The sequence below is a fragment of the Burkholderia sp. BC1 genome (assembly GCF_052683555.1).
Genome location: NZ_JBQYLP010000047.1, coordinates 1 through 22,293 on the forward strand (window position 1 = coordinate 1; position 22,293 = coordinate 22,293).

General features: G+C 62.4%; 30 protein-coding genes and 1 tRNA gene. 7 read left to right on the top strand and 24 right to left on the bottom strand.

The features are described 5' to 3' along the window. Positions 1–97 precede the first annotated feature (97 nt). Together ACSHSS_RS20950 and ACSHSS_RS20955 are read left to right on the top strand one after the other, a co-directional pair. Complete coding sequence (locus ACSHSS_RS20950) at positions 98–421, top strand: DUF2288 domain-containing protein (protein WP_006405071.1); 324 nt, start codon at positions 98–100, stop codon at positions 419–421. Positions 422–431: 10 nt separating this feature from the next. Beyond that, positions 432–1,793, top strand: coding sequence for an MATE family efflux transporter (locus ACSHSS_RS20955; protein ID WP_445545472.1), 1,362 nt, complete (start codon positions 432–434; stop codon positions 1,791–1,793). A 4-nt stretch (positions 1,794–1,797) separates the two neighbouring features. On the opposite strand, the gene ACSHSS_RS20960 is transcribed toward ACSHSS_RS20955, so the two are convergent. Continuing rightward, positions 1,798–1,974, bottom strand: coding sequence for a hypothetical protein (locus tag ACSHSS_RS20960; protein WP_088926255.1), 177 nt, complete (start codon positions 1,972–1,974; stop codon positions 1,798–1,800). 132 nt (positions 1,975–2,106) lie between these two features. On the opposite strand from ACSHSS_RS20960, the gene ACSHSS_RS20965 reads away from it, so the two are divergent. Continuing rightward, complete coding sequence (locus ACSHSS_RS20965; protein WP_006401002.1) at positions 2,107–2,277, top strand: hypothetical protein; 171 nt, start codon at positions 2,107–2,109, stop codon at positions 2,275–2,277. A 215-nt stretch (positions 2,278–2,492) separates the two neighbouring features. Here ACSHSS_RS20965 and ACSHSS_RS20970 read toward each other — a convergent pair whose 3' ends face one another. Then, a complete protein-coding gene (locus ACSHSS_RS20970) occupies positions 2,493–3,299 on the bottom strand; it encodes a GNAT family N-acetyltransferase (protein WP_006401003.1) in 807 nt (268 codons plus the stop codon). A gap of 149 nt (positions 3,300–3,448) precedes the next feature. Continuing rightward, on the bottom strand, positions 3,449–3,910 hold the full coding sequence (locus tag ACSHSS_RS20975) for a SixA phosphatase family protein (protein ID WP_006417364.1): 462 nt from the start codon (positions 3,908–3,910) through the stop codon (positions 3,449–3,451). 159 nt (positions 3,911–4,069) lie between these two features. On the opposite strand from ACSHSS_RS20975, the gene ACSHSS_RS20980 reads away from it, so the two are divergent. After that, positions 4,070–4,146, top strand: a tRNA-Pro gene (locus tag ACSHSS_RS20980). A 203-nt stretch (positions 4,147–4,349) separates the two neighbouring features. Here the strand turns inward: ACSHSS_RS20980 and ACSHSS_RS20985 are convergent. Beyond that, entirely contained in the window at positions 4,350–5,027 is a 678-nt protein-coding gene (locus tag ACSHSS_RS20985) for an SOS response-associated peptidase family protein (protein ID WP_445545473.1), read from the bottom strand. An 81-nt stretch (positions 5,028–5,108) separates the two neighbouring features. On the opposite strand from ACSHSS_RS20985, the gene ACSHSS_RS20990 reads away from it, so the two are divergent. The 3 genes from ACSHSS_RS20990 (at position 5,109) to ACSHSS_RS21000 (ending at position 6,519) form a co-directional block, all read left to right on the top strand. Then, complete coding sequence (locus ACSHSS_RS20990; protein WP_445545474.1) at positions 5,109–5,552, top strand: hypothetical protein; 444 nt, start codon at positions 5,109–5,111, stop codon at positions 5,550–5,552. Position 5,553: 1 nt separating this feature from the next. Beyond that, positions 5,554–6,039 carry a hypothetical protein gene (locus ACSHSS_RS20995; protein ID WP_445545475.1) on the top strand — a complete coding sequence of 162 codons (486 nt, stop codon included), beginning with the start codon at positions 5,554–5,556 and terminating at the stop codon, positions 6,037–6,039. A 135-nt stretch (positions 6,040–6,174) separates the two neighbouring features. Further along, entirely contained in the window at positions 6,175–6,519 is a 345-nt protein-coding gene (locus tag ACSHSS_RS21000) for a hypothetical protein (protein WP_445545476.1), read from the top strand. Between the two features lie 40 nt (positions 6,520–6,559). Here the strand turns inward: ACSHSS_RS21000 and ACSHSS_RS21005 are convergent, their stop codons facing one another. The 20 genes from ACSHSS_RS21005 to ACSHSS_RS21100 form a co-directional block, all read right to left on the bottom strand. Then, entirely contained in the window at positions 6,560–7,387 is an 828-nt protein-coding gene (locus ACSHSS_RS21005; protein WP_445545477.1) for a patatin-like phospholipase family protein, read from the bottom strand. Further along, positions 7,384–7,815 carry a hypothetical protein gene (locus tag ACSHSS_RS21010; protein ID WP_445545478.1) on the bottom strand — a complete coding sequence of 144 codons (432 nt, stop codon included), beginning with the start codon at positions 7,813–7,815 and terminating at the stop codon, positions 7,384–7,386. Before ACSHSS_RS21010 ends, ACSHSS_RS21005 begins: the two co-directional genes overlap by 4 nt. Positions 7,816–7,839: 24 nt before the next feature. Then, the gene (locus ACSHSS_RS21015; RefSeq protein ID WP_105840533.1) at positions 7,840–8,169 is read right to left on the bottom strand and encodes a hypothetical protein; all 330 of its coding nucleotides are present in this window, start codon (positions 8,167–8,169) and stop codon (positions 7,840–7,842) included. Further along, entirely contained in the window at positions 8,169–8,744 is a 576-nt protein-coding gene (locus ACSHSS_RS21020) for a hypothetical protein (protein WP_445545479.1), read from the bottom strand. Before ACSHSS_RS21020 ends, ACSHSS_RS21015 begins: the two co-directional genes overlap by 1 nt. A 58-nt stretch (positions 8,745–8,802) precedes the next feature. Beyond that, on the bottom strand, positions 8,803–9,372 hold the full coding sequence (locus ACSHSS_RS21025) for a glycoside hydrolase family 19 protein (RefSeq protein WP_445545480.1): 570 nt from the start codon (positions 9,370–9,372) through the stop codon (positions 8,803–8,805). Between the two features lie 2 nt (positions 9,373–9,374). Beyond that, positions 9,375–9,830 carry a hypothetical protein gene (locus ACSHSS_RS21030; protein ID WP_445545481.1) on the bottom strand — a complete coding sequence of 152 codons (456 nt, stop codon included), beginning with the start codon at positions 9,828–9,830 and terminating at the stop codon, positions 9,375–9,377. A 20-nt stretch (positions 9,831–9,850) separates the two neighbouring features. Continuing rightward, a complete protein-coding gene (locus ACSHSS_RS21035; protein ID WP_445545482.1) occupies positions 9,851–10,075 on the bottom strand; it encodes a hypothetical protein in 225 nt (74 codons plus the stop codon). 236 nt (positions 10,076–10,311) lie between these two features. After that, a complete protein-coding gene (locus tag ACSHSS_RS21040) occupies positions 10,312–11,085 on the bottom strand; it encodes a 2OG-Fe(II) oxygenase (protein ID WP_445545483.1) in 774 nt (257 codons plus the stop codon). Between the two features lie 111 nt (positions 11,086–11,196). Next, on the bottom strand, positions 11,197–11,388 hold the full coding sequence (locus ACSHSS_RS21045) for a hypothetical protein (protein WP_445545484.1): 192 nt from the start codon (positions 11,386–11,388) through the stop codon (positions 11,197–11,199). Continuing rightward, positions 11,385–12,650 (bottom strand): glycine-rich domain-containing protein, encoded by a 1,266-nt coding sequence (locus tag ACSHSS_RS21050; RefSeq protein WP_445545485.1) that lies wholly within the window; start codon positions 12,648–12,650, stop codon positions 11,385–11,387. Before ACSHSS_RS21050 ends, ACSHSS_RS21045 begins: the two co-directional genes overlap by 4 nt. 6 nt (positions 12,651–12,656) lie before the next feature. Then, positions 12,657–13,250, bottom strand: a complete 594-nt coding sequence (locus ACSHSS_RS21055) for a YmfQ family protein (protein WP_217048004.1) — start codon at positions 13,248–13,250, stop codon at positions 12,657–12,659. Between the two features lie 3 nt (positions 13,251–13,253). After that, positions 13,254–14,417, bottom strand: coding sequence for a baseplate J/gp47 family protein (locus ACSHSS_RS21060; RefSeq protein WP_445545486.1), 1,164 nt, complete (start codon positions 14,415–14,417; stop codon positions 13,254–13,256). Further along, the gene (locus ACSHSS_RS21065) at positions 14,417–14,872 is read right to left on the bottom strand and encodes a phage GP46 family protein (protein WP_105763317.1); all 456 of its coding nucleotides are present in this window, start codon (positions 14,870–14,872) and stop codon (positions 14,417–14,419) included. Before ACSHSS_RS21065 ends, ACSHSS_RS21060 begins: the two co-directional genes overlap by 1 nt. Continuing rightward, positions 14,869–15,462, bottom strand: coding sequence for a phage baseplate assembly protein V (locus ACSHSS_RS21070; RefSeq protein ID WP_261533564.1), 594 nt, complete (start codon positions 15,460–15,462; stop codon positions 14,869–14,871). Before ACSHSS_RS21070 ends, ACSHSS_RS21065 begins: the two co-directional genes overlap by 4 nt. 4 nt (positions 15,463–15,466) lie before the next feature. Then, positions 15,467–16,537 (bottom strand): phage baseplate assembly protein, encoded by a 1,071-nt coding sequence (locus ACSHSS_RS21075; RefSeq protein ID WP_206382694.1) that lies wholly within the window; start codon positions 16,535–16,537, stop codon positions 15,467–15,469. A 3-nt stretch (positions 16,538–16,540) separates the two neighbouring features. After that, positions 16,541–17,974: a DNA circularization protein gene (locus ACSHSS_RS21080; protein WP_445545487.1), complete on the bottom strand. Its 1,434-nt coding sequence runs from the start codon at positions 17,972–17,974 to the stop codon at positions 16,541–16,543. Further along, positions 17,971–19,908: a hypothetical protein gene (locus tag ACSHSS_RS21085; RefSeq protein ID WP_445545488.1), complete on the bottom strand. Its 1,938-nt coding sequence runs from the start codon at positions 19,906–19,908 to the stop codon at positions 17,971–17,973. Before ACSHSS_RS21085 ends, ACSHSS_RS21080 begins: the two co-directional genes overlap by 4 nt. A gap of 64 nt (positions 19,909–19,972) precedes the next feature. Beyond that, entirely contained in the window at positions 19,973–20,314 is a 342-nt protein-coding gene (locus ACSHSS_RS21090) for a phage tail assembly protein (RefSeq protein WP_445545489.1), read from the bottom strand. A 2-nt stretch (positions 20,315–20,316) separates the two neighbouring features. Beyond that, on the bottom strand, positions 20,317–20,700 hold the full coding sequence (locus ACSHSS_RS21095; RefSeq protein ID WP_105763311.1) for a phage tail tube protein: 384 nt from the start codon (positions 20,698–20,700) through the stop codon (positions 20,317–20,319). A gap of 59 nt (positions 20,701–20,759) precedes the next feature. Then, on the bottom strand, positions 20,760–22,268 hold the full coding sequence (locus tag ACSHSS_RS21100; protein WP_261533567.1) for a phage tail sheath subtilisin-like domain-containing protein: 1,509 nt from the start codon (positions 22,266–22,268) through the stop codon (positions 20,760–20,762). Positions 22,269–22,293 lie beyond the last annotated feature (25 nt).

Below are 22,293 nucleotides of genomic sequence, written 5' to 3' on the forward strand. Positions count from 1 at the left end.
AGATCGTGCGCCGCGCGCTGCGCGACGCGTGATCGGCGCACGGCCCGGCCGGCCGGATGGTTTATAGTGGCGCACACGCAGTTTTTCGAAGAATCCGATGTCCTCCGAACACCACTCCGCCGCGGGCGCGTCGCATAGCCCGCTGTACGCCAAACTGCTCGGCGAGACCGCCAAGATCGACTGGTGCGATCTCGAGCGCTTCTTCGCGCAGGGCAAGCTGCTCGCCGTCGCGCGCGATCTCGATCTCGTCAGCGTCGCCGAAGCGATCGCCGGCGACGACACCGATCAGGTCTCGCGCTGGCTGTCGGCCGGGCTCGTCGCGCGCATGCCGGCCGAAACCGCCAGCGACTACGCGGCGCGCAACCCGGAACTGTGGGCGGTCGTCGTATCGCCGTGGGTGTGCGTGCAGGAACGCGCCTGACGCGTCCGCCATGTCCGATTCCGCTTTACCGCGCGGCACGGCCGTATCGCACCGGCGCGTGCTCGCGCTCGCGTTTCCGATCGTTCTCGCGAATCTGACGCAGCCGATCCTCGGCGCGGTCGACACGGCCGTCGCCGGCCACCTCGACGGCGCGCAGTATCTCGGCGGCGTCGCGCTCGGCGGCCTGTTCTTCAACTTCGTGTTCTGGGGCTTCGGCTTCCTGCGGATGGGGACCACCGGGCTCGTCGCGCAGGCGCACGGCGCCGCTGACACCGACGGCATCCGGCTGAACCTGCTGCGCGCGCTGATCGTCGCGTTCGCGCTCGGCGCCGCGGTGCTCGCGCTGCAGGTGCCGTTGCTGTCGTTCGCGCTGCGCGCACTCGGCGGCAGCGACGCCGTGCACACGACGGCGCTCGCCTACAGCCATGCGCGGATCTGGAGCGCGCCGTTCGCGCTCGCCAACTACGTCGTGCTCGGCTATCTGCTCGGCGTGCAGCGCGTGCGGCTCGCGCTCGTCGCGCAGGTGTTCATCAACGCGGTGAACATCGGCGCGGTGCTGCTCTACGTGTACGGATTCGGCTGGGGCATCGCGGGCATCGGTGCCGCGACGGCGACCGCCGACACCTGCGGGTTCGCGCTCGGCGCCTGGCTGCTCTGGCAGCTGCGGCCGCGCGGGCTGCCGCCGCTCGCCGCGCGCGCCCTCACCGATCGCGCGGCGCTCAAGCGCCTCGTCGCGCTGAACCGCGACATCTTTCTGCGCACGTTGTGCCTGCTCGGCGCATTCGGCTGGTTCGCGCATCTCGGCGCGAAACAGGGCGACGCGACGCTCGCGGCCAATGCGCTGCTGCTGAACTTCCAGACCTTCATGGCGTACGGCCTCGACGGTTTCGCGCACGCGGCCGAAGCGCTCGTCGGCGCGGCAGCCGGCGCGCGCGATCGCGCGGCGTTCCGGCAGGCGGTGCGCATCACGCTGTTCTGGTCCGCGCTCGGCGCCCTGCTGTTCGCGCTCGTCTACTGGGCGGCCGGCGGCTGGATCGTCGCGCGTCTGACCGATCAGGCCGAGATCCGCGCCGTCGCGCTGCGCTATCTGCCCTGGGCTGCGCTGTCGCCGATCGTGTCGGTGTGGGGATTCCTGCTCGACGGCGTCTTCATCGGCGCTACGCAGACGCAATCGCTGATGCGCGCGATGATCGTGTCGTTCGCGACTTTCGTCGCGGCGACGTTCGCGGCCGTCGGCACGTTCGGCAACCACGGCCTCTGGTTCGCGCTGCTCCTGTTCATGGCCGCGCGCGGTGCGACGCTCGCCCGCTACCTGCCCGCGCTGACGCGCAAGATCGGCGGCGACGCGCAGGCCGCAGCGGCCGCGTCCTGATCGGTCACTGCGCGGCGGGCGGCGGCGGTTCGCCGAGCATCGACGGCGGCGTCATGTCCGTCGGCACGCCGTGATAGTCGGCCGGATCGGCCGGCGGATGCCCGCGACGGGCCTGACGGGGATCGCTTGCGCAACCGGCAAGCAGCGACGCGGCCAGCACGGCCAGCGCAAAACGGATCATCGGGTCGACTCCGGAAAGCGGCGCGCCCGCTGCGCGCCGGACCGCCGAGTCTAGCGGATTTCCGGCCTACGGGTCGCGCGCACGATGTCCTACTATGTAGCCATGGCGCTGTGCCGTAGAAAGGAGGCTGCCATGTCCTCTGAAGAAATTGCCGGCCTGATCGGCCTGCTCATCGGCTTGATGGTCCTTGCCGCGCTATCGTATTTCGAATCGCGCGAATACAAGCGCAGCCACGGCGGCGAAGGGATGATCCATCACTGGATGGCCGAACACCACCTGCTCGACTGGCGGCGCAAGCACTAGGCTAGCCGCCGCGCCGATCCGTCCGCCGCGCCGGCGGAACGCTCCCGCGCCTGCGTCGCGCGGCGCCCGCGGTTTGCGTGCGCTGTCGATAAGGGGTCGGATGCGACCGTCTGACGTATCGATACGCGAATGCCGTCACGCGGGCGATTGCCGCGCGACGGCGTTCGTTTGTCCGCGCCCGCTCGCCCGTGGCGAGCGTCGCGCGAGCAGTCCGCTCAGCCGAGGAAATGCCGCGCGTAGCGCGCGTTGATGTCGGACAGTCGGAACAGCGTCAGGAAATCCGCGCAGTTGAAGTCGGGATCCCATGCGGGCGCGCCGCAGATCTTCGCACCGAGGCGCAGATAGCCCTTGATCAGCGGCGGCGGCGCGACGACGGTGCCCGTCTGCAGCTCGTCGACGGGCAGCGGTGTGTGCGGGAACGCGCGATATTCCGTTGCGGTGAGCGCGCTGGCCGGCAGCGACTGGTAGAGATTCGCCGCATAGTGACCGCCGTCGGCCATCGACACGCTCGCGCAGCCGAGCATCGTCTCGTAGCCGTTCTGCATCATGTACGCGCCGAGACCGCCCCACAGCGCCATGATCACGGCACCGCTGCGGTAGTCGCTGTGCACGCACGAGCGGCCGACCTCGACCATCTTGCCGCGCAGATGCGTGAGACGCGACAGATCGAACTCGCCCTCCGCGTACAGGCGGCCGACACGGGCCGCCTCGTGCGGCGGCAGCACGCGATACGTGCCGACGACCTTCAGCGTGTCGAGATCGCGCACCAGCAGATGGTCGCAGTACGCGTCGAACGGGTCGACGTCGAGACCGGCGGGCCCGCTGACCTGCGCGCCCATTTCTTCGGCGAACACGCTGTAGCGCAGGCGCTGGGCTTCGCGCAGTTCGTCTTCCGTGCGCGCCCACGCGGCGCGCAGGCGGTACTCCGATGTGACGGTTTCAGCAGCGCGCGGCAGATGGCGCCGCGTCGAATCGAGGGGAAGCGAGGCAAAAGGGAGCGTAGGCGTCGGCAGTTCTCGCATTAGGCTTTCCTGGTCGTAAGGAAGAGGACGACATGCCCGCCAATGTAGTAACCAGCCATGACCGTTATGTGGCACGACCGTGTCCGTTCAATGACGTGTCGCCGAATTGACTTTAGCAGAAAGCTTGCAGAACCGTATGATCTAACCCTTCAAACGAGTTCCGGCGACAGCACCGCACGCAAGATCGCCTGGCGGTCGCCGCCGCGCGAGCGGCTGGCGATCCAGACGATTCCGCCCTTCTTGATGCTCCAGCTGTCGTCGCTGTCGGCGATCAGCCGCGCCGCGACGCTGCCGAGCGTCGGCTGGTGGCCGACGATCATGACCGTCGGCGCGATGCCGTCCGGCCAGCCGGCCGCGGCGAGCACGTCGTCGACGCTCGCATCGGGCGCGAGCGCGTCGACGGTCCGGTATTGGTCGGTCAGCGCCTCGACGGTTTGCACGGTGCGCGCGGCCGGGCTTGCGAGGATCACGCTGTTCGTCTCGAGCCGGCCGCGCAGCCAGCGCGCCATCGTCTGCGCGTCCTTGCGGCCGCGCGCGGTGAGCTGCCGCGCGAGGTCGTTCGCGGCGTAGTCTTCGGCTTCGGCGTGGCGCCATAGGATCAGGTTCATCATCATTGCGCTCCTTCGATCGGTGGTGCCGTTGTGCGGGAATTGCGCATCATGCGGTCCTGCCGGTACTTTAGCGCCTGTACGGGATTCCATCGCGACGACGGTCGTCTGCACGATTTGATTGACCCGGCGAGTCGTTCGACGATAGAATCGCCGATTCGTCGGAGCGTAGCGCAGCCTGGTAGCGCATCTGATTTGGGATCAGAGGGTCGAAGGTTCGAATCCTTTCGCTCCGACCACGAACACCCGCGCCGTATAACGGTTTGCGGTTGGCTCACAAAGCCGCCGCAAACCGTCTCCAAATTTAAAAATCCCCCTTCTCCAAAAACTCCACTCGGTCGCAACGTCTGCATTTCCGAATTTCCCGCACAGACGCCAGATCGTTGGTACTTTCCTGGCTATCGCGTCCTCGTAGCGGCCGCCGGCCGCTATCACCGACGCGTTACGGAGAGGCCGGCTCGGCCGCCATGTCGTCCGCCGGATAGAGCTGCAGAATCGCGCGGGCAGCCTCGACGTTCGGCGTCGTCAGCCATTCCTCCCAGTCGTCCGGACGCAGGATCACGACCGAGCGCTTTTCCTCGCCCGGTCGGTGCATGTGCTTCATGATCGGATGCTCGTCGGCGTTCACGGTAATCATCGCCATGGCGTGCTGCTCGGTGCCATCCTCGTACACCAGCGTCCGCCAGATGCCGGCGACGCAAAGCGGCCGCCAGCCGGCGAGTCCAATGCGGTAGCGGACGTGCTTGCCCGTCTCCCAGTTCGGCTCGTAGATCCATTTCGCCGGGATCAGGCAGCGGCGGCCTGCCCGCCACGCCGGCGCGTACAGGGGTGACTTCCCGATGTTGTCGTCGCGCACGTTCATCGTGCTGCGCATGATCGGCGGCTTGCGCCCCGCCGCCTTCGCCTTCTCGACGTTTGCCTTCTGCAGCTTCCGCGGCCAGAAGCCGAAGTTCGCAATCAGGGGCCGGAATTCTCCCTCGACGCTCGCGACGATCGGCGCGGCGTAGTCCTGGTAGATCTCGGGCTTCCACGGCGTCCAGCGGTACAGATCCCGGAAATTGTTGATCTTGAGTTCGCTCAGGCCGGCTTCTTCACCGGGCGCGACGTAGTTCGTGCACATCGGCCGTCCCCAATTTTTCGCGTTGACGGCACCATCTTACCCTGCGCTACACTGTATAACCATACAGTGTTATGTCGCATCATGAAACCGAACTGGGCTTACATATGGGAGTACACGGACATCGGTCAAGGCAGGCGGATCCGCACCTTCACGCAAATGACGAAGCAGGAATTCATTGCTCAGTTGGACGGCGGCTGCTTTGGGGACGTCGACCCCGTGCCGATCGAGGAAACGAAGGTCGATCGCAACGTCGTACCGTATCGCGAGCCCGGCGTGCAGCGAGTGTTACCGCCGCTGGAGTTTGACGCCCCGACGGACCGCGAGCTGCGCGAGCTGTGGCGCTCAAACCGCGACCCTCTGGTTCGGCGCGTGATTCTCGAAGTGGTGCGCGGGCGCCGCACGATGCGAGAGATCCAACGCTACGTTGCGATCATCCGAGAGGAATACGGCAACTCGCTGATCGCGATGCACTCACTACGGGTTCTGGTCCAGAAAGAACTCTGGCGCGCCGGCGAGACGGGATAAGGTGCGCTGGCGCCGAAGCACTGAAGGCACGCTCGCGCTGTGGCATCCTGAACGCATAGCCACGGAGGGCACCATGAGCACGATCATGGACGAAATCCACGATTCGGAAGACGACGACTGGATCGGCATCGCGGCCGCCCAGGACCGGAAGGATATGGGATCGCTCCGCGCCTACCTGCAATTGCACACCAAGGCGGTCCCGGAGCACCACGAAATCGTCGTCGTCCGGATCGTGCTGAAGGCGTCGCACTTGGATCCGGACGCGGGGCTGCCACTGCTGGTGGTCGAGCATTTCGATCCGGCGGGCGCCGCCGATCCGCTCGCGATGGTCGAGAACGGCGACGCCAAGCTCGAGAAAACGACCGTCCGGTGCGATGCCGGCATTTTCGACGTATTCAGCGACTTCACGATCCATCTGAAACGCCGCGGCTACACGGCCGAAACGATCGAGCCGTGGCCGGTGTTTCCGGACGCACCGGAGAATTGACGCTGCGACAGGACGTCGCGGCCGCGCTTGCATCGGTGACCGACGAAGCCTCGTCCGTCAGCAGTCTCTTTGCATTGACGGGGCGCGGGAGCAGGAATCCGTCGGATATACTTCCCAGCAACGTATGGAGCCGATATGAGCACCGAAAACCGTGACGATATTCCGGTCAGCTTTGTACTGGCGGCAGACTTTGAAGATGCGACGTTGACCGTGCGCAGTAAGAGCGAGATCCGTAAAATCTCGATTCGGCGACGTCCTGACGGCTCTCTCCTATTCGAAGAGCAGGTTCATGGCGCCGGCGATTCTGGAGCTGGAAGCAAATCGGATATCAACGGCCCGGTTTTCGTCGCTGGCGGAATGCACGGCGGTTATCCGGCACGCGCGTGTGGCGTCTCTGGAAGTGCTGGACTCGGCGGAGCTGCCGGCGCTGCTGGGGGAGGCGGATTTCCCGTCCGCCGATCATCGATCAAGTACGAATAGCATCGCGAGCGGCTCGTGATTATGCCGTGACGCTTCGCGATCATGCCGGGCTGAAGGTTGCGGACGACTGAAGGGATTGAAGTGCTGCTGCGGTCACGTCATAGCCGTCGTCGTATAGCCGTTGCCGCGTCGAGAGCGCCATGTGCCGATCGAATGAACTGGCATATCCCGTCGGCACGCGGACGATAGTGGCACCGTTGACCACGTCGAGCTCGAGCCTCGAGCGAAGCGATGCCGCCAGCATGAGGTCGATGATGCGCGGTGCGAGCGTTGCGATCCCATAGGATGCGGGCGGCAGAGGATCGTCGTCCGAGGCGAGATAGATGCCGACCCGCGGCACCGCGTCGACAGTCAGATCGCTCACCGGCATGTTGTCGCAGGTTCCGCCATCCACCATCAGACCGCCGGCGACGGCCACAGGTGCAAATACGATCGGTATCGAAGCGCTCGCGCGCGCCGCAAGCGCGACCGGTACGTCGGGGGTTGCAGCCTTCGAGAACTGAAACTCCTGCTCCGTCAGCAGGTCAGCCGCGATGACCTTCAGGTCTACATCGATTTCTGCGAACGTCTTGCCATTCGTCATGGTCTCGAGGTAATCCAGCAGCGCGTCGCCGCTGCATAGCGCCTGATGGCGGAGCAGCGCCCACGGCGAGAAGCGCATCATGCGCGACCAGTCCAGTTCCATCAGGATCTGTCGCATAGCGTCCAGCCGCATACCGCTTGCGTACAGGCTAGCGACGATTGAGCCTCCTGACGTGCCAGCGAGCTCCACGATCGTGTAACCGGCGTCGACGATCGCCTGCAGCGCGCCGAGATGCGCGCCGAGGCGAAAACCGCTGCCGCTCAATGCGACGCGGATCGGCTTCACTGAATCGCGCTCCCCGCGAACGGCGACGAGGCGGCCGGCACCGTCGTGACGGCCGGCGGGAACGCCACGTCAATCATGCCTTTGATCGTGCCGATCGCCAGCACCGCCTTGACCTGATCGGCTTGCGAAAGGCTCGACGTCTTGACGATCGCGAGAAGCAACGGTGCGACCACCGACGAGATCGACTGAACATTCACCTGCGTGACCGTAGCGCCAGCAGCGCACGCAGCATCGACGTCGGGCGCGATCTTTTCATTCAGCGTGACCGCCGCGCCGCCGGTGAAAATGCCAGCCTGCGAGAGCGTCCCGATTTCGGACTGAAGCAGCGGGCACACCTTCGCTGCGACCTGCGCCGGCGTCTGCACGGAAAGCGACGAGCACGCGCCGAGCAGCGCGATGGACGCGGCAATGCCTGCCGCAAGCAGCATCGAAAAACGCTTCATGGAAGTTCCTTACTTGAGGGTCTTGAGCGCCGTCACCGCGGCGGAAGTAGCCGCGCCGACGACATCGGACGCCGCGGATGCGGCGGTGGCTTGCCCTGCGAACGCTTCGACATCGGTTTCGCGGAGCGAGATGGAATAGCTGTTGTCCGACTCGTGCGTGAACGTCGCCTCGACGGTGGCCATCTGCTTGCCGTTCCAAACGCGCAGCACGCAACAGCTGGTGGGAATGCCGGACGAATCGGTAAGCGGCGACACTTCATAGCGCGCGATGCCTGCGTAGCGGAGTGAATCACAACCGGCGAGCGCGAGGCATATCGCACCGAGCGCCAGGGCGCGCATCACAGCGCGCCCTGCGTAGGTGCCTGACCAACAGGTGCCGGAGGCGGCGGCAAGTCGCCGTTGACCGGCTGGTAACCCGCGCTGGGCGCGGTGGGCGAGGCGACCGTTCGCCCGACCGCACTCGCTGCGGAGCCGTCGTCGGAGCTCGCATCGTCCGGTACGCGCGCATCAGACGATGTGCCGTCGCGGCCGCCACTCGGATCCGAGCCGTGCACAACATTGACCGCGGTACTGATGGGAATGAACGTGCGCGCCGGCAGAGGCACGATCCCCTTGGCTTGGTAAATGCCGAGACCCGCGAGCGTATACCCGATCGCATCGATCAATCCGGCGGCCGGCGCAAGGTGCACGACAACCAGCGAGAGCCACGCTCCGAACAGCATCAGCCCCGAAACGAACTTCATCCCCAACTGCCCGTCCGCCGCTGCGGCGTGATAGATGCCGAGGCCAACCAGGGCATAGCCAATGGCATCGATCAAGGGCGCAGGCGGGGCGATCTGCGCGAGCACGAGTCCGAGCCAAGCACCGAACAGCAAGACGCCAGCGGCAAACTTCATCCAAGTTGCACGAGTCATGAGGAAATCTCCAAGATGAGCCGCAGTGCGGCGAGAAACGGCGCGATTGCGCCGGTTGTTATGCGGGGATGCCGAGCGCCGCTTTGCATGTCTTCCAGAGCGCTTGTCGGTCGGGCATTCCGTTCGGCGTCGCTGCCGATCGAGGATTGCCGAGATTGATCGCGCGGCTGATCGACAGGAAATCGCCGGCGTCGGCGAAGGCGTTCAGGGCGTTGTCGGTCCAGAATTGAGCCGACGCCAGTGCTGCAATGCTCGGCTGCGTGATCAGATCCGGGTTGCCTTCGAGATCGACGCCGATCTTCTGCCCCATCACGCGGAAGTTGTAGCGACCGGTTATGCCGATCAGGCCACCGGCGCGGTACCGGAAGCCATCTCCGGACTGCGTGTTGCCTAGCGCTTTCGCCTTGGCGCTCGGCGGCTCGTACGAGAGCTGCGTTTGCGTCGGCCCCCAGATCTCGCGCAGCCATTGAAAGCGGCCCGATTCATGCCCGCACTGCGCGAGAAAGGCAGCCTGTCGAGCTGGAGAATCGATCCCGTACAGCGCCATGGCCGCCGACAGAGGATCCGCCCACGACGATGCCCGTAAGAGCGGGATCTGCAGTGCCGCAGAGAGGATTTGAGGGGTCATGGTCATCCGAGAAGCAGCTTTACGACCGCGCTTGCCCAATCGGGAATGGGCTCGTGTCGCATGTAGCGGAAAACGATCACTCCGACCGTGCCAAACGCGACGGTCGGAATAGCGACGTGCCGTACGATGAATCTCCACGCATCGGCGAGGCGACACAGGGCGCGCACTACTCGCGCGCCGCCCTCCCATGTGTCGACCATCGATTGCGTATTCATCTGGATCGTCGATACGGCTTCCACGATCGAATCGATCTTTTCGTCCTGACGCTGGAGGTGCTCGTCCTGTTGCTGCAAGTGGGCCTTCACCTGCCGATCGCTCTCATCGATCCGGCGTTCCAATTTCGAGAAGCGACGATCCCCCGCGCGAAGTCGCTCTTCGACGCGCGCTCGCGCCGATGCGTTGTCGGTCATTTTTCCCCCGGTAAACGAAAAAGGCCGCCCGAAGGCGGCCGACGACATTTTGCTTCTCCTACGCCACGTCACATCGAGCAGCGCGGGTCAACAGAAGATCCTATGAGGCTATAGCCATCCAGCAATGCCCTCCTCCCCTTGTCCTTGATCAGGTAGTACGCCTGCAGCCCGATATACGCGATCGTCGCGACGGACACCCACCAGTTGATGTCGTGGCTCTTCAGCCACAACCAAACGTTGCCGCCCACCGCGGGCGCGACCTTGACCGCGCTGGCCACGAGATCGTTCTTCATCGAGCCCCGAAATGAAAAGCCGCCCGAAGGCGGCTTGGTTTAGTCGTTGATTTTCTCTCGCCCGTTCTGGGCACTTTCAAACATGCTCTGCGATCCGACAATTCTTGAGTCCGGAAACAATGACGGAACCTTTTATGTTTGGTTTGGTGGGGGCGATGTCCGGCAGGGGTCGGAAAATCTACGCGGTCAGATCGGGCGGATGACCATAGCTCTAATCTGACCGCTTCCCGACATATTCAATACTCACCCTCCGGGCGTTTTTGCCACAGTGTGCTGTGCGATCCAGAATCGTCAGGCGGGAATCCCTCGTCCGCTCTACCATTTGAAAAATAGTAAAGCGCAATGGATTTTCTCCACATATCGGGCGGACCGGCAACAGGTTCAGTGTGCCCGTGAAACGAATTGCTCGTTGTCGAAAAAATAACGGTTCGATTAAAGATGGGGAGAATTTTTTGCCGACACGCTTTCATGTCAGCATCCCACAACTCCAACGCGCCGCCGTTCTCCGGCTTCCACCCTTCATTTAGATAGACCAAAACGTTTAGCCTTCTATCAATTTTGAAAAATGGATGTTTATTAAAATCAGAGTGGATCGCAAGAGTTCCACCTACCCCGGTGGCATGCAATCCGCCGCCAAGCATATAAGGGTCCGGGATAAGCCCCCACATGCCAGTCATTTTCTCAAGGGCTCTCAAAAAGATCGGGGATGCTACCTCATAAAATAATTTTTTTGTTACTGGACCGAATTTAGTTTTCCAGTTCGTACCAACCTTTTTCCGTACATATACCCCATCATTGTGAATATCGCTATTTGAAGAATCAGATTCGGGCCATTCTTTCAATACGGCACGTAAGGCATTCGGATTAAACAGATTGTCGATTACAGCATGCGGATATGGATACGCATGCCGATAATCTGAAATTGACTCTAGGCGAGCAATTCCATCATCGGCAAATATATTTAACTCTTTGCCATTTTTAGATATTAGACCACGAATATAATCGAGCATATAGAAATAATCTCCGTGTGCCAGGCGGAGAGATTGACATCTGCTCATCGTCCCGTCAAGCTGCCTTCGTGCAGAGACGGGTTCGAGGGATTCGGGGCCGACTAAGTATTTTCAGGAATTGTTGTCCAGGGCGTCCGGACGGAACACCGAGCCGTCATACCGCCAGCCGATAGATACCGCCTGTTCGTCAGGAACTTCCGCTGCACTTGCCCCCGTTGGGGGCTGCCATGACTGCTCGTCGCCGTCCCATACAATGACGTTTATGACGATTCCATCCTTCACTACGGCGTAGTTTTTCATCATGCGTACTCGAAAATCACCACTTGGCCTTTAAACCCATTTCCGCCCGCTGCCGCGATGCCGTTGCCGATGCCAAGAGCCCCACTACCGCTAGCGCCAGGACCAGTTGCAGCGACTCCGGTGATGACGATGGTTCCATTTGCTCCGATCTGACCACCGCCGGCGCCGAAACTGGTGTTGATGCCGGCACCACTCAACCCGGAAGATCCGGACAACGCAATACCGCCATCCCCGACCGACCCGGCGAATGAATAACCAGCACTGGCACCGGAAATGGTGGGGTTTGAAGATGCAGCGCCACCAGATCCTGTCACGTTCGCCGACGAAGATGTGATCGCCACGGCAGCCCCGCTGCCTCCCGGACAGATGACAAGCGATCCAAAAGACGTAGTGCCTCCACTTCCCCCCGCGCCCCCTACGACGCCAACTCCCCCAGCACCAATAGTCACGGCCTGTGAGGTAATGTTTGACGTGAAGTATGCCTTCGCGTACGAACCGGTCGAGCCACCACCGCCTGCCGAAACATTACCTGCTCCGGCTACCGGCACTCCACCGCCGGAACCGCCGCCCCCGATGGCTTCCACAATAATCGACTTGGTACCTGGTGTCGGCGTGTAAGTCCCGGACGAGGTGAACACCTGAATGTTCAGCAGCCGGCCGGTGGCCTGCCCGAGCTGCATTGCATGCTGCGGCTGCGTTGCGGGCGGAACCTGCTGTGCGCCGCCAGCGCATTCCATCAGCACGCAGATCGGATTGCCGCTGTTCACGCCGGCAATTGTTGCGCGCATCAGAACCGCGGTGCCGCCGAGGAACAGTTCGCCACCTTGAAGCGGCTGAAGTCCGAGACCAAAGATCGGTATTGCCGTGAGACCATCCGGCGCATACGTCGACGCACCGGTGTTTGTATGTGCGATCTTGACCGCCTGCACAGTTCCATCGACCCAAGTCGCGACGGTCAGCGGCGGCGTATTGGCCGCGACATAGGCATTTACTGCGCCCGTATCGACGAGAATGCTCGTTTTCTGGCCGAGCCGCTTAATCGCGGACGCGATCTGCGAATTGTTAGTCCGATCGGGCGTAATTCCCGCTACCGTTAGAATCGCGATCAGCTCTTCCTGGATGGCGTTGTACTGATAGGATGGCCAACGCGTCGCCGGTATGTTGGCAGCCGGATTCCCATCTGTTGCACCCTGCGGAGTACCAGAGATCGGAGCCGTATCCGCTTGAGCCATCGGTACCGAATTTGCAGCAATGAGTCGATCCATGTTCGCTCAGTCCGAATAAGAAAAATTGAGAATCGTGTGAGCCGGCGCGATGCGCTGGAGCTCGCATTGCAGGACGTTGTTTCCCCAGTTCGCGAACGGCGTGCCGAATGAACCGCCGAAGGTCAAATGACTCACGGAAAAAGTCGGGGCATTCACCTGCCATGCGAACGCCCAGTCGTTTCCTCCGAACGGCGCACCGAACCGCATACCGAACTGAGACGGTACGTATTGCGTCGTTGTGATTTCGTAACCGAGCGCCTTCGCGACGGCCTTGAAATAGGGAATCGACTGACCGCCCGTCGCGACCAGCCGCTCAACCACTTGAGCGACGCGCTGTTCGGTCGTGGGCGCTTCACCGGCACAGGGATCCGGCAGACCGAGCGTTGCTTCCCATTCGGGCAGCAGTTCGTATGTCGTTCCCGGAAACGCGTCGGTCAGTAGATTCGCAGCACGCCCGGCTAGCTGCTCAAAACACGGCGTGAAACCGGAAAGAACCTTCGTTTGGTTCGCGTCAGGATCACGTGGCCAGACTCGGCCGCGCGGGAGCAACGACTGGAGCGCCCGCAGGAAGTCCGCGGCCGTGTAGTTGGGAGCTCGCATACGTCAAACGAAGGTGACTGCGCCGAGGACTGGAAGCTGGCCGGCGCTCATCGTGATATTTGCGTTGGTGGGAAGCGCGACAGTCACGCCATTCACGGTGCTGGATACGCCCGTGATCAGGTATCCACTCGTGCCAGGTACCGCGTTGATCGCGCCTGTGAGGTCTGACCATTCGATCGTGCCTCTCGGCTTTCCATTGCGGAACAGCACCCCAGAAATCTCATCGATAACGGAGGCCTGAGCAGTGGCGTCGGCAATGCCGGATATCGTGAACCCGAGCGCGTTCTTGATGGGAGAGCATGCGTACACCAGCGCCGTGACCGGCTGCTGCGTCACGATCGCGTCGGCGACCATGAGCTGGTCTCCAGTCGCAACGACACCACGCGGCAGCCCGTCCGGCCCCTCGTCGAATTGAGATACGCCATCCGTTCCCTGGGGGAAGCCTCCATGCTGCGATTCAGCGTCGTCCATCATGAAATAGAGGACGACCGTTCCAGCACCGAAGCCGTTCGGCATGCACCATGCACGCGTCACGCCTGCAATCGCTTCAGCCCATTCGACGTAGTCTTGTTGATCGCCGCCCTGACCCGGATTCTGAAAGGCCTGCATAACGCGGCCCTGAAATTCCGACTGAGACTCGACGTCGGTACCCTGCTGGATCGTTTCGACAACCGTACCGTTCGATTGGATACCGGCCACGGCCGACGACAGCACCATCGCGGTCCCATTGTCACAATTCCCGGCGCTCCCCGCGGTCACTGCCGCAACTGTGACGACTGCAATCCCGCTCGAATTGCTGGTCGCTCCGACGGTCACCGTGTAGGCAAATCCATCCGCTTGCCGAGAAACCCCGATGTCGGCGGGGATCGGCGTATTGGGAGCACCCTGAAATTGCACCTGCATCGTCGTCGGCTGTGCAGCCTTCAGATAGACGCCCTTCAATGCTCCCCACGCCGCCAAGTGTTCGTCGACGGCCGTCCATGGCACGGCTTGGCGGGCAATCCAATCCAGGTATCCGTAGAGCCCATAGACGAGGCCGGCCAGCGCGCTCCCGAGGATCCGCACGACTGCGCGCTGCAGAAGCGAAACGACCAGCCCGAGGCTGGTCGTGATGTCCGTCCAAATCTGCTTTTTCAGATCGGTTAGCGTCGGTCTGGAGTACGGCATTAGTTCATCCCGGGCCATGCCCAGTTGTATGTTTGAGGCTCGCCAGCGCCAGGCGGCCACGCGATGATCGTCGTGCCCAGCGACTTCGCGTCGAGCCATCGCACGACCACGTCAAAGCGCGCTACAACGCCCGTCGAAATCAACCACTGAATAGCCGACGTCACGTAGTCGTACGCGTCCTGTAGCGTTGTGTCAGTCGGTGAGGTTCTTCGGGATAGGAGCCATAGTTTCGAACCCGTCGGCCCCAGGCCATCGTTCTCTCCATCGTCGCCCCACCAGCCTCGTCGATCCGTCGTGCCGTCCGGAATCGCGTCGTCGGCGGCCGCTTCTGCGTCCGAGAACAGGCTGAACAGGAGCGCGGTCTCAAGATCGTCGCCGGTCTGAACATCGCCAGGCAGGATGTTCCAGTCGCCACGGCTGTTCATGACGTCCCAAACGATTTTGAAATCGCTCATTGCTGCTGATCCGGGACGTTCGACTCGATGGTGGCGCCGCCGGGCTGAACGTCCACCACTTTGTGCGTATGGAGGTTTGACACCTCGCGCATGCCGGCCATCGTCCGCTCGTTTGTCTCGTAGTTGTCGAGGATGTCGCCCTTTACCTTCAAAATCGGCGCGTTCATGACCACTTCGTCCGAGGCATTGATCGTGACGTTCGTCGCTCCATTTACGACGACGTCCTGGCCCTGTGCATTCACAACAATGCCCCTGGACGCAGTGAGATAGATCTGCTTTCCGTCTTGCGAATAGATCATCGATTCGCCCGCGGCGAGATTCTTCGGCCGAGACGCTTGATGGTTGCTGCCGACTACAACACCGTTGCTTCGATCGCCGCCGATGAAGACGATCGCCACGTCGGTTCCAAGCGGCGGCCCCGAGGAAAACCCGAACTGAAACAGATGCATCAGGTTATCGATCGTCTCGAGGTCGTTGACCTTCACCTGCAGCTTTTGAACAGGTCCGCTGTCGTTGAACGTCGTCACACGAGCCGCGCCGATCATCGTCAATACGCGACGTGCAACGCGTTCTAGAAGACCACGGTCCATAAGATCACCTCCCACCGATCGTGGCGCCATCGACAAACATGGGCTGCAACGCGATCGGCTCCGGCTTGTATGCCCGCGGATCCATGATCGCTAGCTCAGCCGTAGTACCACCTTCAATGTTGCGGCGGTACGTCACTTCGCCGATGAGCCATGTCTCATTTGGCAGCTTCAAATGCGGCAGCGAGATTTCGACAAGCGTGTTCGGCGTCCACAGGACACCATCTGCATCTCGCCAGCTGTCAGTCAAAATCGTTACAGCCCGTGAGCGGCCAATCCGTCGGTTCATTTCCCAGTTCGCACGCAGCTTTGCGAGGTCCTGAAAGCCCTGAACTGCCTCGGCGACAACGTACCGTTCTCGAACCCGTTTCACCCCAACGTCGACCGCTTGTGCGATCGCTGACGGACCAATGCCGGCGTCGCCGAACGTCGCGACCGATTGAGCAAATACGGTGTAGGCGGAGAACCGCTCGTGTGCCGAGTATCGGATCGACGCTGCTTTGACGTTGAACCCTTCTGCGAGTCCGCCGGCCGCCTGGACCTGTCCCTCGGCGCGCGCGAGCCTTAGGCTACCGTCCGGTTGGTCGTAGACGAGCAGCTGACTGTATCTACTGACGCGCTCGATCACCTCAAATGAGGTTTCGCCGATGAAAATGTTGAATTGCGGAATCGTGATCAGATCCGTGACGTCACATTCCACTGCGATGCCGTAGTGATCCGCAAGTTTCTTGGCGATATCGACCGCCGATGTGCCGCTGATCTGGCTCGTCGGCCAAGCTGCTGAGCAGTCGACGAGGTCCTGGCACATGCCTCGCCCCGTGACGCGAATCTCGTGCCCTTCCGGCGAGATCGACGGTATGTACTCGTCCACGTAGCCAGTGAGCACCAGGTCCGAGCCAAGCATGATCTGACAGCGATCACCCTCTTGAACCACTACAGTATCAAGTTCGCCCGGAAACGACTCCGTCAATCCAATCTCGAAATCTGACGGACACCGCTCGATTCCGCGCGTCAACCGAATATCGGTCCACCCGGAGACTAGTTGGTCCCCGACGCTCAAGTACAGATCGTCGTCCATCAATCAGCTCGAGAGCGCGTCGAAACTCGCGGGCATGAACAGCGGATTGACGGGTTGCACTTGCTGCACGAGTTGATCCGCGCGCGAGGCGTCGCCGTAGATCCGATGCGCGATCACCAGCGCAGGAAGGTTGCCATTGAATTCGAATGTCGACAGCGTAGCGAGGCCGCCGCCACGGGCCTGAATATCTTCCACAATCGCATTTCTCACCTGGCGCAAGGCAGCATAGGAACTGTCGTCGCCGGCGTCAGCCGCGATCTCGATTTCTGCATCGAACTGCTGCGTGACGGTTTTCATCATCGTCTGGGCGTCGTCAAACGACGTCGGCTGCCACGACGCTACCGCGCGTGCGAGCCCGGCCTGTGCGCTGCGACGGAGTAGCGCCGCCGTGCTCGACTGCATCGTCTGCATAGCCCGGCTGATCGTCGACGTACCAAACACCGGGCTCGGCGTATAAGACGCCAAGTTCATCAGCATCCGAATGCCGTCGGCAGGATCCGCAGCGGTAGCGCGTAGCGCCGTGACATACGCCTGTGCGGCAGCCCCGAATGATGTCGAGTCGGACGGATGGGCCGCAGCAGCAGAAAGGGCGCTCGCCGCAGCCTGGACCGCCTGACGTGCGTTGGCGTCGCTCTGCAGCAGCTGCACTGCCGTTGTTCCGATCGGTGCGGACCGATTCGTAGCGGTAAAGCCGGAATTTCCACCGCCGAAGAAGCGGCCAAAATTCCCCGCAAGGGTGCTCACCGAGTTGAAGAATCGCCGGACATCGTTGATGTCGTTCTGCGCGATCTGATACCAGCCGATGACGGTGTTGACCGTCGCCTGGACTGCGGCAGCGCCTGTCTTGACGGCCGTAGCGACATCCTTCGCGAAGTCGAGGATGGATTCGATGCCGAGCGAGTCGGCGACCGAATCGAGCAGCGACGTTGTATCCGTCAAGGTGTTCGGATAGATCCGCGCCCCTTGAATTTGAAACACGAACCGCACCATGATGACGCGGCCATGCTCGACGCTCTCGCTGATCTCGGATCCGAGGCAAGCCACGTTATCAATGCGGCCGAACGTCGGATGAACGAGCGTTTGAGCACCGTTCTCGCACGCTTCCACGAGTCGGTCACGCTGCATGATCACGGGACCGCCGCCATAAACATGGCTGTCTTCGACCAGGAACCCGATGATTTCGAATCGACGCGGAAGCTTGCCGATTTCCTCTACCCACGCATCATCCCTGAATGGGTATTCATGGACCACGTTGCGCGTGCCGAATCGAGTGTTCGTGGCAACCACTGCAAACGGAACGCCGCCGTACGACGCTTGACGTAGCGCCCCCCACCACGAACCCGCGAGCGGCCCGGCGAGAATTGACGCAAGATCGCTCGCTGCTCGCGCGACGCCGCCGATGCTTCCCGCGAGACTGACCAGATTGCTGAGGCTCATACTGGCGCTCCGAGCAGCCCCGAGTGGCCGATTTTTGCGGACGCTTCCACGTTCCCTTGCGTGCGCACGCGCGTGGACGTGCCCTTCGGTGCACCGTTGAAGTTCACGTCGACGATCACTTTTCCGCCGATCGCCGGCTGAACGGCTGGTGTATCGGTTTGTTGCGCCGCCGGCGTGGCCGCGAACATCGAATCGGGTGCAGATACCGGCGCGGTGACCCGGCCGGCCATGCCCTTCAGCGCGGAATCGGCAATCTGCTGTGGCGAGTACGGTTGCACGCCATTCTCGGCTCGGATCATGCCGACCATCAGTCGCGCGACCATGCTCGGGTTGGACAGGTCTGGTACGTCGTTTGCCTTGAGGCCCGATGCGGCCGTCATGATGGCGCGGTAGTTCGCGATCTGCTGCGGCGTATTACCGGTGCGCGCGCCGCCGGTCCACTTATCCTGAATCTGCGCGATGGTGAGACCTTTGTAGTTCCGCACAAGATTCGAAGCAGCGGCCGCAAGTCCCTCCTCCGGCGTCGCGTAGACACGCTGCTGCCCCTTCGTGAGCAGGTTCAAAGGGTTGTTCGTGCGAATCCCGAGCGGCAGGCGGCCGCCTGTCGTGGTGGCGACGGCGGACGGCCCGGACGACGTCACCTGCGCCATCGATGGAACTGACGGTGAGGGCTCAGCCGCCAATGGCGTCGGCGTCGTGTTTGTCGGCGATGCGTCGGCCGGCGGCTTCCATCCAGGCTGCGACATTTCCGGCGTCCATCCGCCGTGCGCGAGTGCGTACTGCTCTTTCGCCCGAATATCCGAGAGTTGCGAATCTTCGCCCTTATTAAGGCTCTCGCTGCGCGTCAGGGCGAGAATGCCTGTAACAATGGGGTTTGCGACCAGCGGCGTCAGCAACGCGCCGATTCCCATGAGCTGCGATGCGAGGCTGATAGCGCCAGCCACCGGGCCAGCAAACGTGATTGCGGCGACGGCCGCCGCAACAGTCTTAACGCCGCCCAGCCCATCGATGAAGCGCTCGGTGTCATGCGCCACCTTGCCCCAGTCGATCGTCTCGATCCAGTGCGCGATTTTCGGACCATATTCGTTCGCGATCGGAATCATCGCGTCCGCCACCTTGGTCAGCGCAGGCGCGAGCGCAGCACCAACAGAATTCTTCAATTTATCGACACTCGCGTCGAGAGCAACCATTTCCTCGTTGTACCGTTGCCCCTGAGCGATCTGCTCCGGCGACATGATCGCGTCGAGACGGTCATAACGCGCCAGGAGCGCGTCAAGAGCCGCGCCGCCTTTCGACAGCATCGGATTGAGGTCGCCAAGACCGAAAATCTCCAGGAATTTTCCGCGGGCCTGCGAATTCTGGATCTTCGCCGCCGCGTCCGCGACGTCGCGAAGCGCACGCGCCGTATCGATCGATCCATCGCGGAGCCGATGGATGCCGATCCCCTTATCAGCAAGAACACCCGCCACGAAGTTGTCACGGCCCGCGGATGCGTCCTCGAACGCATTCCCCACTGACTTCAGGCCGTTCGTCATCGCATCGCTCGAGAGCCCCGCGATGCGCGCCGCACCCTGGTACCGCTGCAATTGCGTGGTGCTGATCCCGATCACGGATGCGGTATTGGCGATCTGCACCGCGTTGCGCCCCCAGCTCGTCGCCAGAGCGACCACACCCGCGATCGTTCCGATACTGGTGAGCGCGGCGATCGGAGGAGCAATCGATGCAACGCGCCTCGCCGACTCAGTCGCCGCAATCCCGACTTTCTGGATCGAGCGGCCGAGTCGGTCCATCCCCGTCTCTTTCGAGAACGCGGCGACAGACGCGCGCACGTCGGCGATCGGCTTCGTGATCTGTGCGATGGTCGAATTGACCTTCTTCGCAACTGCCGTCGCGTTGTCGACGGCAGTGATCGTCAACCGAAAGACGTTCGCCATTACGATCCTATGGCCTCTTTGAGGCGCGTTGCTTGGTCACACCAGTACTGGAATTCCCGCAGCTTCAGGCCGCCCGCGTCGCGGGGTCCCCAGCGCCAGAACCAGGTGAGGTCGGCGAGCCGTTCCCCGCGGTGCTGCCAGACTGCGGGGGCTGCCAGGTAAAACCCGACAGGAACGCGACCGCCTCCTCGTATTCCGTCTTCGGCAGCTGCCGCGCCACCGGCAGAGGAACGGCCGCGACCATCGCGATGAGCGCTGCATTGACGGCATACGCCGAGCCTTCGGTGTTCGCGCTGCGATCGAGCTCGTCGACCGTCGGTTCGCGTAGCGTGAGTGCGTCGTAGGTGACCGAGTCGCCCTTCAGCGTGATGGGCTTGCGGAGGCGGAGAATCTTGATGTCGTCCATGTTCAGCTCGGGAGGCTTTCGGTGACGCTGCCCATCGGACCCTCGAGGCGCACGTCGAATTTCGCTTCCGTCGAATCCACTTCCTGCTCTTCGACGGTCCACATGTCGCGGCCGATGATCGTCTTGCCGTTCGCCAGCTGCGCAACGCAGCTCACGTCCGTCATGTTCGCGATATCGGCCACGGTCATACCGCCCCAATCGCTCAAGTTGAAAGCGATATACGGCGGCGAAACCTCTTCCTTGTATCCGTGCACGGCATCCATGCCGGAGATGGAGGAGCGCTTTTTGCTGGCAACCTTGTATTTGAAGTCGCCCCGGAGCATGTACGTCGTGCCGTTGATCGTCAGCGACGCCGTTCCGGCGAGAAGGCCAATCGGAGCAGGCATTCGTTTCTCCAATCAAAAAAAGTGCCGCTTGATTCAGCGGCTGTGGGTCATCTGACGAATCAGGTCTGCGGGACGATGTTGCTGAACTGCATCAGCAGCGCGAAGATGCGCAGCTGGTCGATCAGGATCGCCGGATACAGGACGTCGACCCGGTTCGGGTTGTTCTTGTTCTGCTGCACGATGAGGCCTTGAGCAAACACGCTGCTGCCCTGCACCCAGCCGTCCTGATCCTCCATCGACTGGTACTCGGCAATCAGGTCCGCGCGGATCATCGACGGCGTTACGACGTTGGTACCCGGCAGGACCCGCGTGCCGTCCGCCGCGAGTTTTTTGCGCGCGTACTTCGACGTCACGATCGACCTCAAGCGGCGCAGCACGGCCGTCAACGTGTTCATGGTCTCGACTTCCAGATAGCTGTCGTCCGGATCGCCGAACGAGTTCTTCTGGTACGTCGTGATCAGGTTTTCGATCGCGACCGTCCCGTCGTCCGCGACGGTGAACGTCGAGATGCCGTCGTACAGGAGCGTGTTGCGGTCGGTCAGTTGGAACCGCGATTTGAGCGGCGGAGCCTGCATCGTCGCGAGCGTTACCGTCTGAAGCGGGAGCGCCGGGTCGGCGCGAGCGGATACCGCGACCGCCGCGGTCAGGTCAGCTGCGATGACCCAGTTCGGCGTCGGCGAATCGTTGAAGCCCAGCAGCGACACGTGCTCGTCGTTACGCGTCACGCCGAAGGTGGTGAGCGCGCCGAGCGTTCCGCGATACGCCCCGTAGGCATGGCCGTAGATCTGCTGTGCCCAGCTCCACCGTCCGGTCTGGGTGCTGAGGAACGACTGCATCGTATTGAGCGACGTCGCATCCGTGTACGGAAATGCGATGAAGTCGAACTCCTGATCGCCCAGGTTGGCGAGCGCGGTTGCGAGAGACGACGGGTTCGTTGCGCCGCCGGCCATCGCCGTGATCGTGACGGCCAGCCCGGCCGGCGTAGCCTCGCCGTTCAGGACGCCACCGTAGTTCAGGCGGATATCGATGTCGTTGCCTGCCGCACCCTTGTTCTTGGCGGTGAGGTTGACTTTCGACGTCGTCGTCGCATCGACCGCCGCGGTAACCGGAAGATCCGGAAGCGTGCCGATTTGCGCGACGACAGCAGCGGCAACCTGGACGGCGGTCATGGTCGAGGTCACCACAACCGACACCAGTTGACCGCCGATGTACAGCGAGATCACGCCGGTCGCGGTCGGTGCGGATGTGAAGTTGATGCTGCCGGTAGCTGCGACGGACGCCACGTCGTCGGCGAGCGGCAGGTACCACACCTCACCGAACGAGTCGCGCTTGCGATAGGCGGCCGTCATCAGCGCGAGCATCGAGCCCTGGCCACCCACATCTTTCGCATCCGAGACACCTTGGGAGATCTGGGGCGTGCCGGGCGTGCCGGTGCCGCTGGCCAGAATTTGCCCGATGATCAGGGCGCGTTGCGTTTGCTGTCCGGTGTTCGCTTTGCTCGGATCGATATCCGCGTAGAAGAGCGGAACCCGCAGGTTTTGCGGGATGTTCGGGAACGAGATAGTCATTCACTGGCTCCGGTTCGAATCGGGG

What these genes read in the sequence shown, in the direction of transcription:
- ACSHSS_RS20950 (WP_006405071.1), top strand. Translation starts at nt 98, where the DNA reads ATGTCCTCCGAACACCACTCCGCCGCGGGCGCGTCGCATAGCCCGCTG.
- ACSHSS_RS20955 (WP_445545472.1), top strand. Translation starts at nt 432, where the DNA reads ATGTCCGATTCCGCTTTACCGCGCGGCACGGCCGTATCGCACCGGCGC.
- ACSHSS_RS20960 (WP_088926255.1), bottom strand. Translation starts at nt 1,974, where the DNA reads ATGATCCGTTTTGCGCTGGCCGTGCTGGCCGCGTCGCTGCTTGCCGGT.
- ACSHSS_RS20965 (WP_006401002.1), top strand. Translation starts at nt 2,107, where the DNA reads ATGTCCTCTGAAGAAATTGCCGGCCTGATCGGCCTGCTCATCGGCTTG.
- ACSHSS_RS20970 (WP_006401003.1), bottom strand. Translation starts at nt 3,299, where the DNA reads ATGCGAGAACTGCCGACGCCTACGCTCCCTTTTGCCTCGCTTCCCCTC.
- ACSHSS_RS20975 (WP_006417364.1), bottom strand. Translation starts at nt 3,910, where the DNA reads ATGATGAACCTGATCCTATGGCGCCACGCCGAAGCCGAAGACTACGCC.
- ACSHSS_RS20985 (WP_445545473.1), bottom strand. Translation starts at nt 5,027, where the DNA reads ATGTGCACGAACTACGTCGCGCCCGGTGAAGAAGCCGGCCTGAGCGAA.
- ACSHSS_RS20990 (WP_445545474.1), top strand. Translation starts at nt 5,109, where the DNA reads ATGAAACCGAACTGGGCTTACATATGGGAGTACACGGACATCGGTCAA.
- ACSHSS_RS21000 (WP_445545476.1), top strand. Translation starts at nt 6,175, where the DNA reads ATGAGCACCGAAAACCGTGACGATATTCCGGTCAGCTTTGTACTGGCG.
- ACSHSS_RS21010 (WP_445545478.1), bottom strand. Translation starts at nt 7,815, where the DNA reads ATGCTGCTTGCGGCAGGCATTGCCGCGTCCATCGCGCTGCTCGGCGCG.
- ACSHSS_RS21015 (WP_105840533.1), bottom strand. Translation starts at nt 8,169, where the DNA reads ATGCGCGCCCTGGCGCTCGGTGCGATATGCCTCGCGCTCGCCGGTTGT.
- ACSHSS_RS21020 (WP_445545479.1), bottom strand. Translation starts at nt 8,744, where the DNA reads ATGACTCGTGCAACTTGGATGAAGTTTGCCGCTGGCGTCTTGCTGTTC.
- ACSHSS_RS21025 (WP_445545480.1), bottom strand. Translation starts at nt 9,372, where the DNA reads ATGACCCCTCAAATCCTCTCTGCGGCACTGCAGATCCCGCTCTTACGG.
- ACSHSS_RS21030 (WP_445545481.1), bottom strand. Translation starts at nt 9,830, where the DNA reads ATGTCGTCGGCCGCCTTCGGGCGGCCTTTTTCGTTTACCGGGGGAAAA.
- ACSHSS_RS21035 (WP_445545482.1), bottom strand. Translation starts at nt 10,075, where the DNA reads ATGAAGAACGATCTCGTGGCCAGCGCGGTCAAGGTCGCGCCCGCGGTG.
- ACSHSS_RS21040 (WP_445545483.1), bottom strand. Translation starts at nt 11,085, where the DNA reads ATGCTCGATTATATTCGTGGTCTAATATCTAAAAATGGCAAAGAGTTA.
- ACSHSS_RS21045 (WP_445545484.1), bottom strand. Translation starts at nt 11,388, where the DNA reads ATGATGAAAAACTACGCCGTAGTGAAGGATGGAATCGTCATAAACGTC.
- ACSHSS_RS21050 (WP_445545485.1), bottom strand. Translation starts at nt 12,650, where the DNA reads ATGGATCGACTCATTGCTGCAAATTCGGTACCGATGGCTCAAGCGGAT.
- ACSHSS_RS21055 (WP_217048004.1), bottom strand. Translation starts at nt 13,250, where the DNA reads ATGCGAGCTCCCAACTACACGGCCGCGGACTTCCTGCGGGCGCTCCAG.
- ACSHSS_RS21060 (WP_445545486.1), bottom strand. Translation starts at nt 14,417, where the DNA reads ATGCCGTACTCCAGACCGACGCTAACCGATCTGAAAAAGCAGATTTGG.
- ACSHSS_RS21065 (WP_105763317.1), bottom strand. Translation starts at nt 14,872, where the DNA reads ATGAGCGATTTCAAAATCGTTTGGGACGTCATGAACAGCCGTGGCGAC.
- ACSHSS_RS21070 (WP_261533564.1), bottom strand. Translation starts at nt 15,462, where the DNA reads ATGGACCGTGGTCTTCTAGAACGCGTTGCACGTCGCGTATTGACGATG.
- ACSHSS_RS21075 (WP_206382694.1), bottom strand. Translation starts at nt 16,537, where the DNA reads ATGGACGACGATCTGTACTTGAGCGTCGGGGACCAACTAGTCTCCGGG.
- ACSHSS_RS21080 (WP_445545487.1), bottom strand. Translation starts at nt 17,974, where the DNA reads ATGAGCCTCAGCAATCTGGTCAGTCTCGCGGGAAGCATCGGCGGCGTC.
- ACSHSS_RS21085 (WP_445545488.1), bottom strand. Translation starts at nt 19,908, where the DNA reads ATGGCGAACGTCTTTCGGTTGACGATCACTGCCGTCGACAACGCGACG.
- ACSHSS_RS21090 (WP_445545489.1), bottom strand. Translation starts at nt 20,314, where the DNA reads ATGGACGACATCAAGATTCTCCGCCTCCGCAAGCCCATCACGCTGAAG.
- ACSHSS_RS21095 (WP_105763311.1), bottom strand. Translation starts at nt 20,700, where the DNA reads ATGCCTGCTCCGATTGGCCTTCTCGCCGGAACGGCGTCGCTGACGATC.
- ACSHSS_RS21100 (WP_261533567.1), bottom strand. Translation starts at nt 22,268, where the DNA reads ATGACTATCTCGTTCCCGAACATCCCGCAAAACCTGCGGGTTCCGCTC.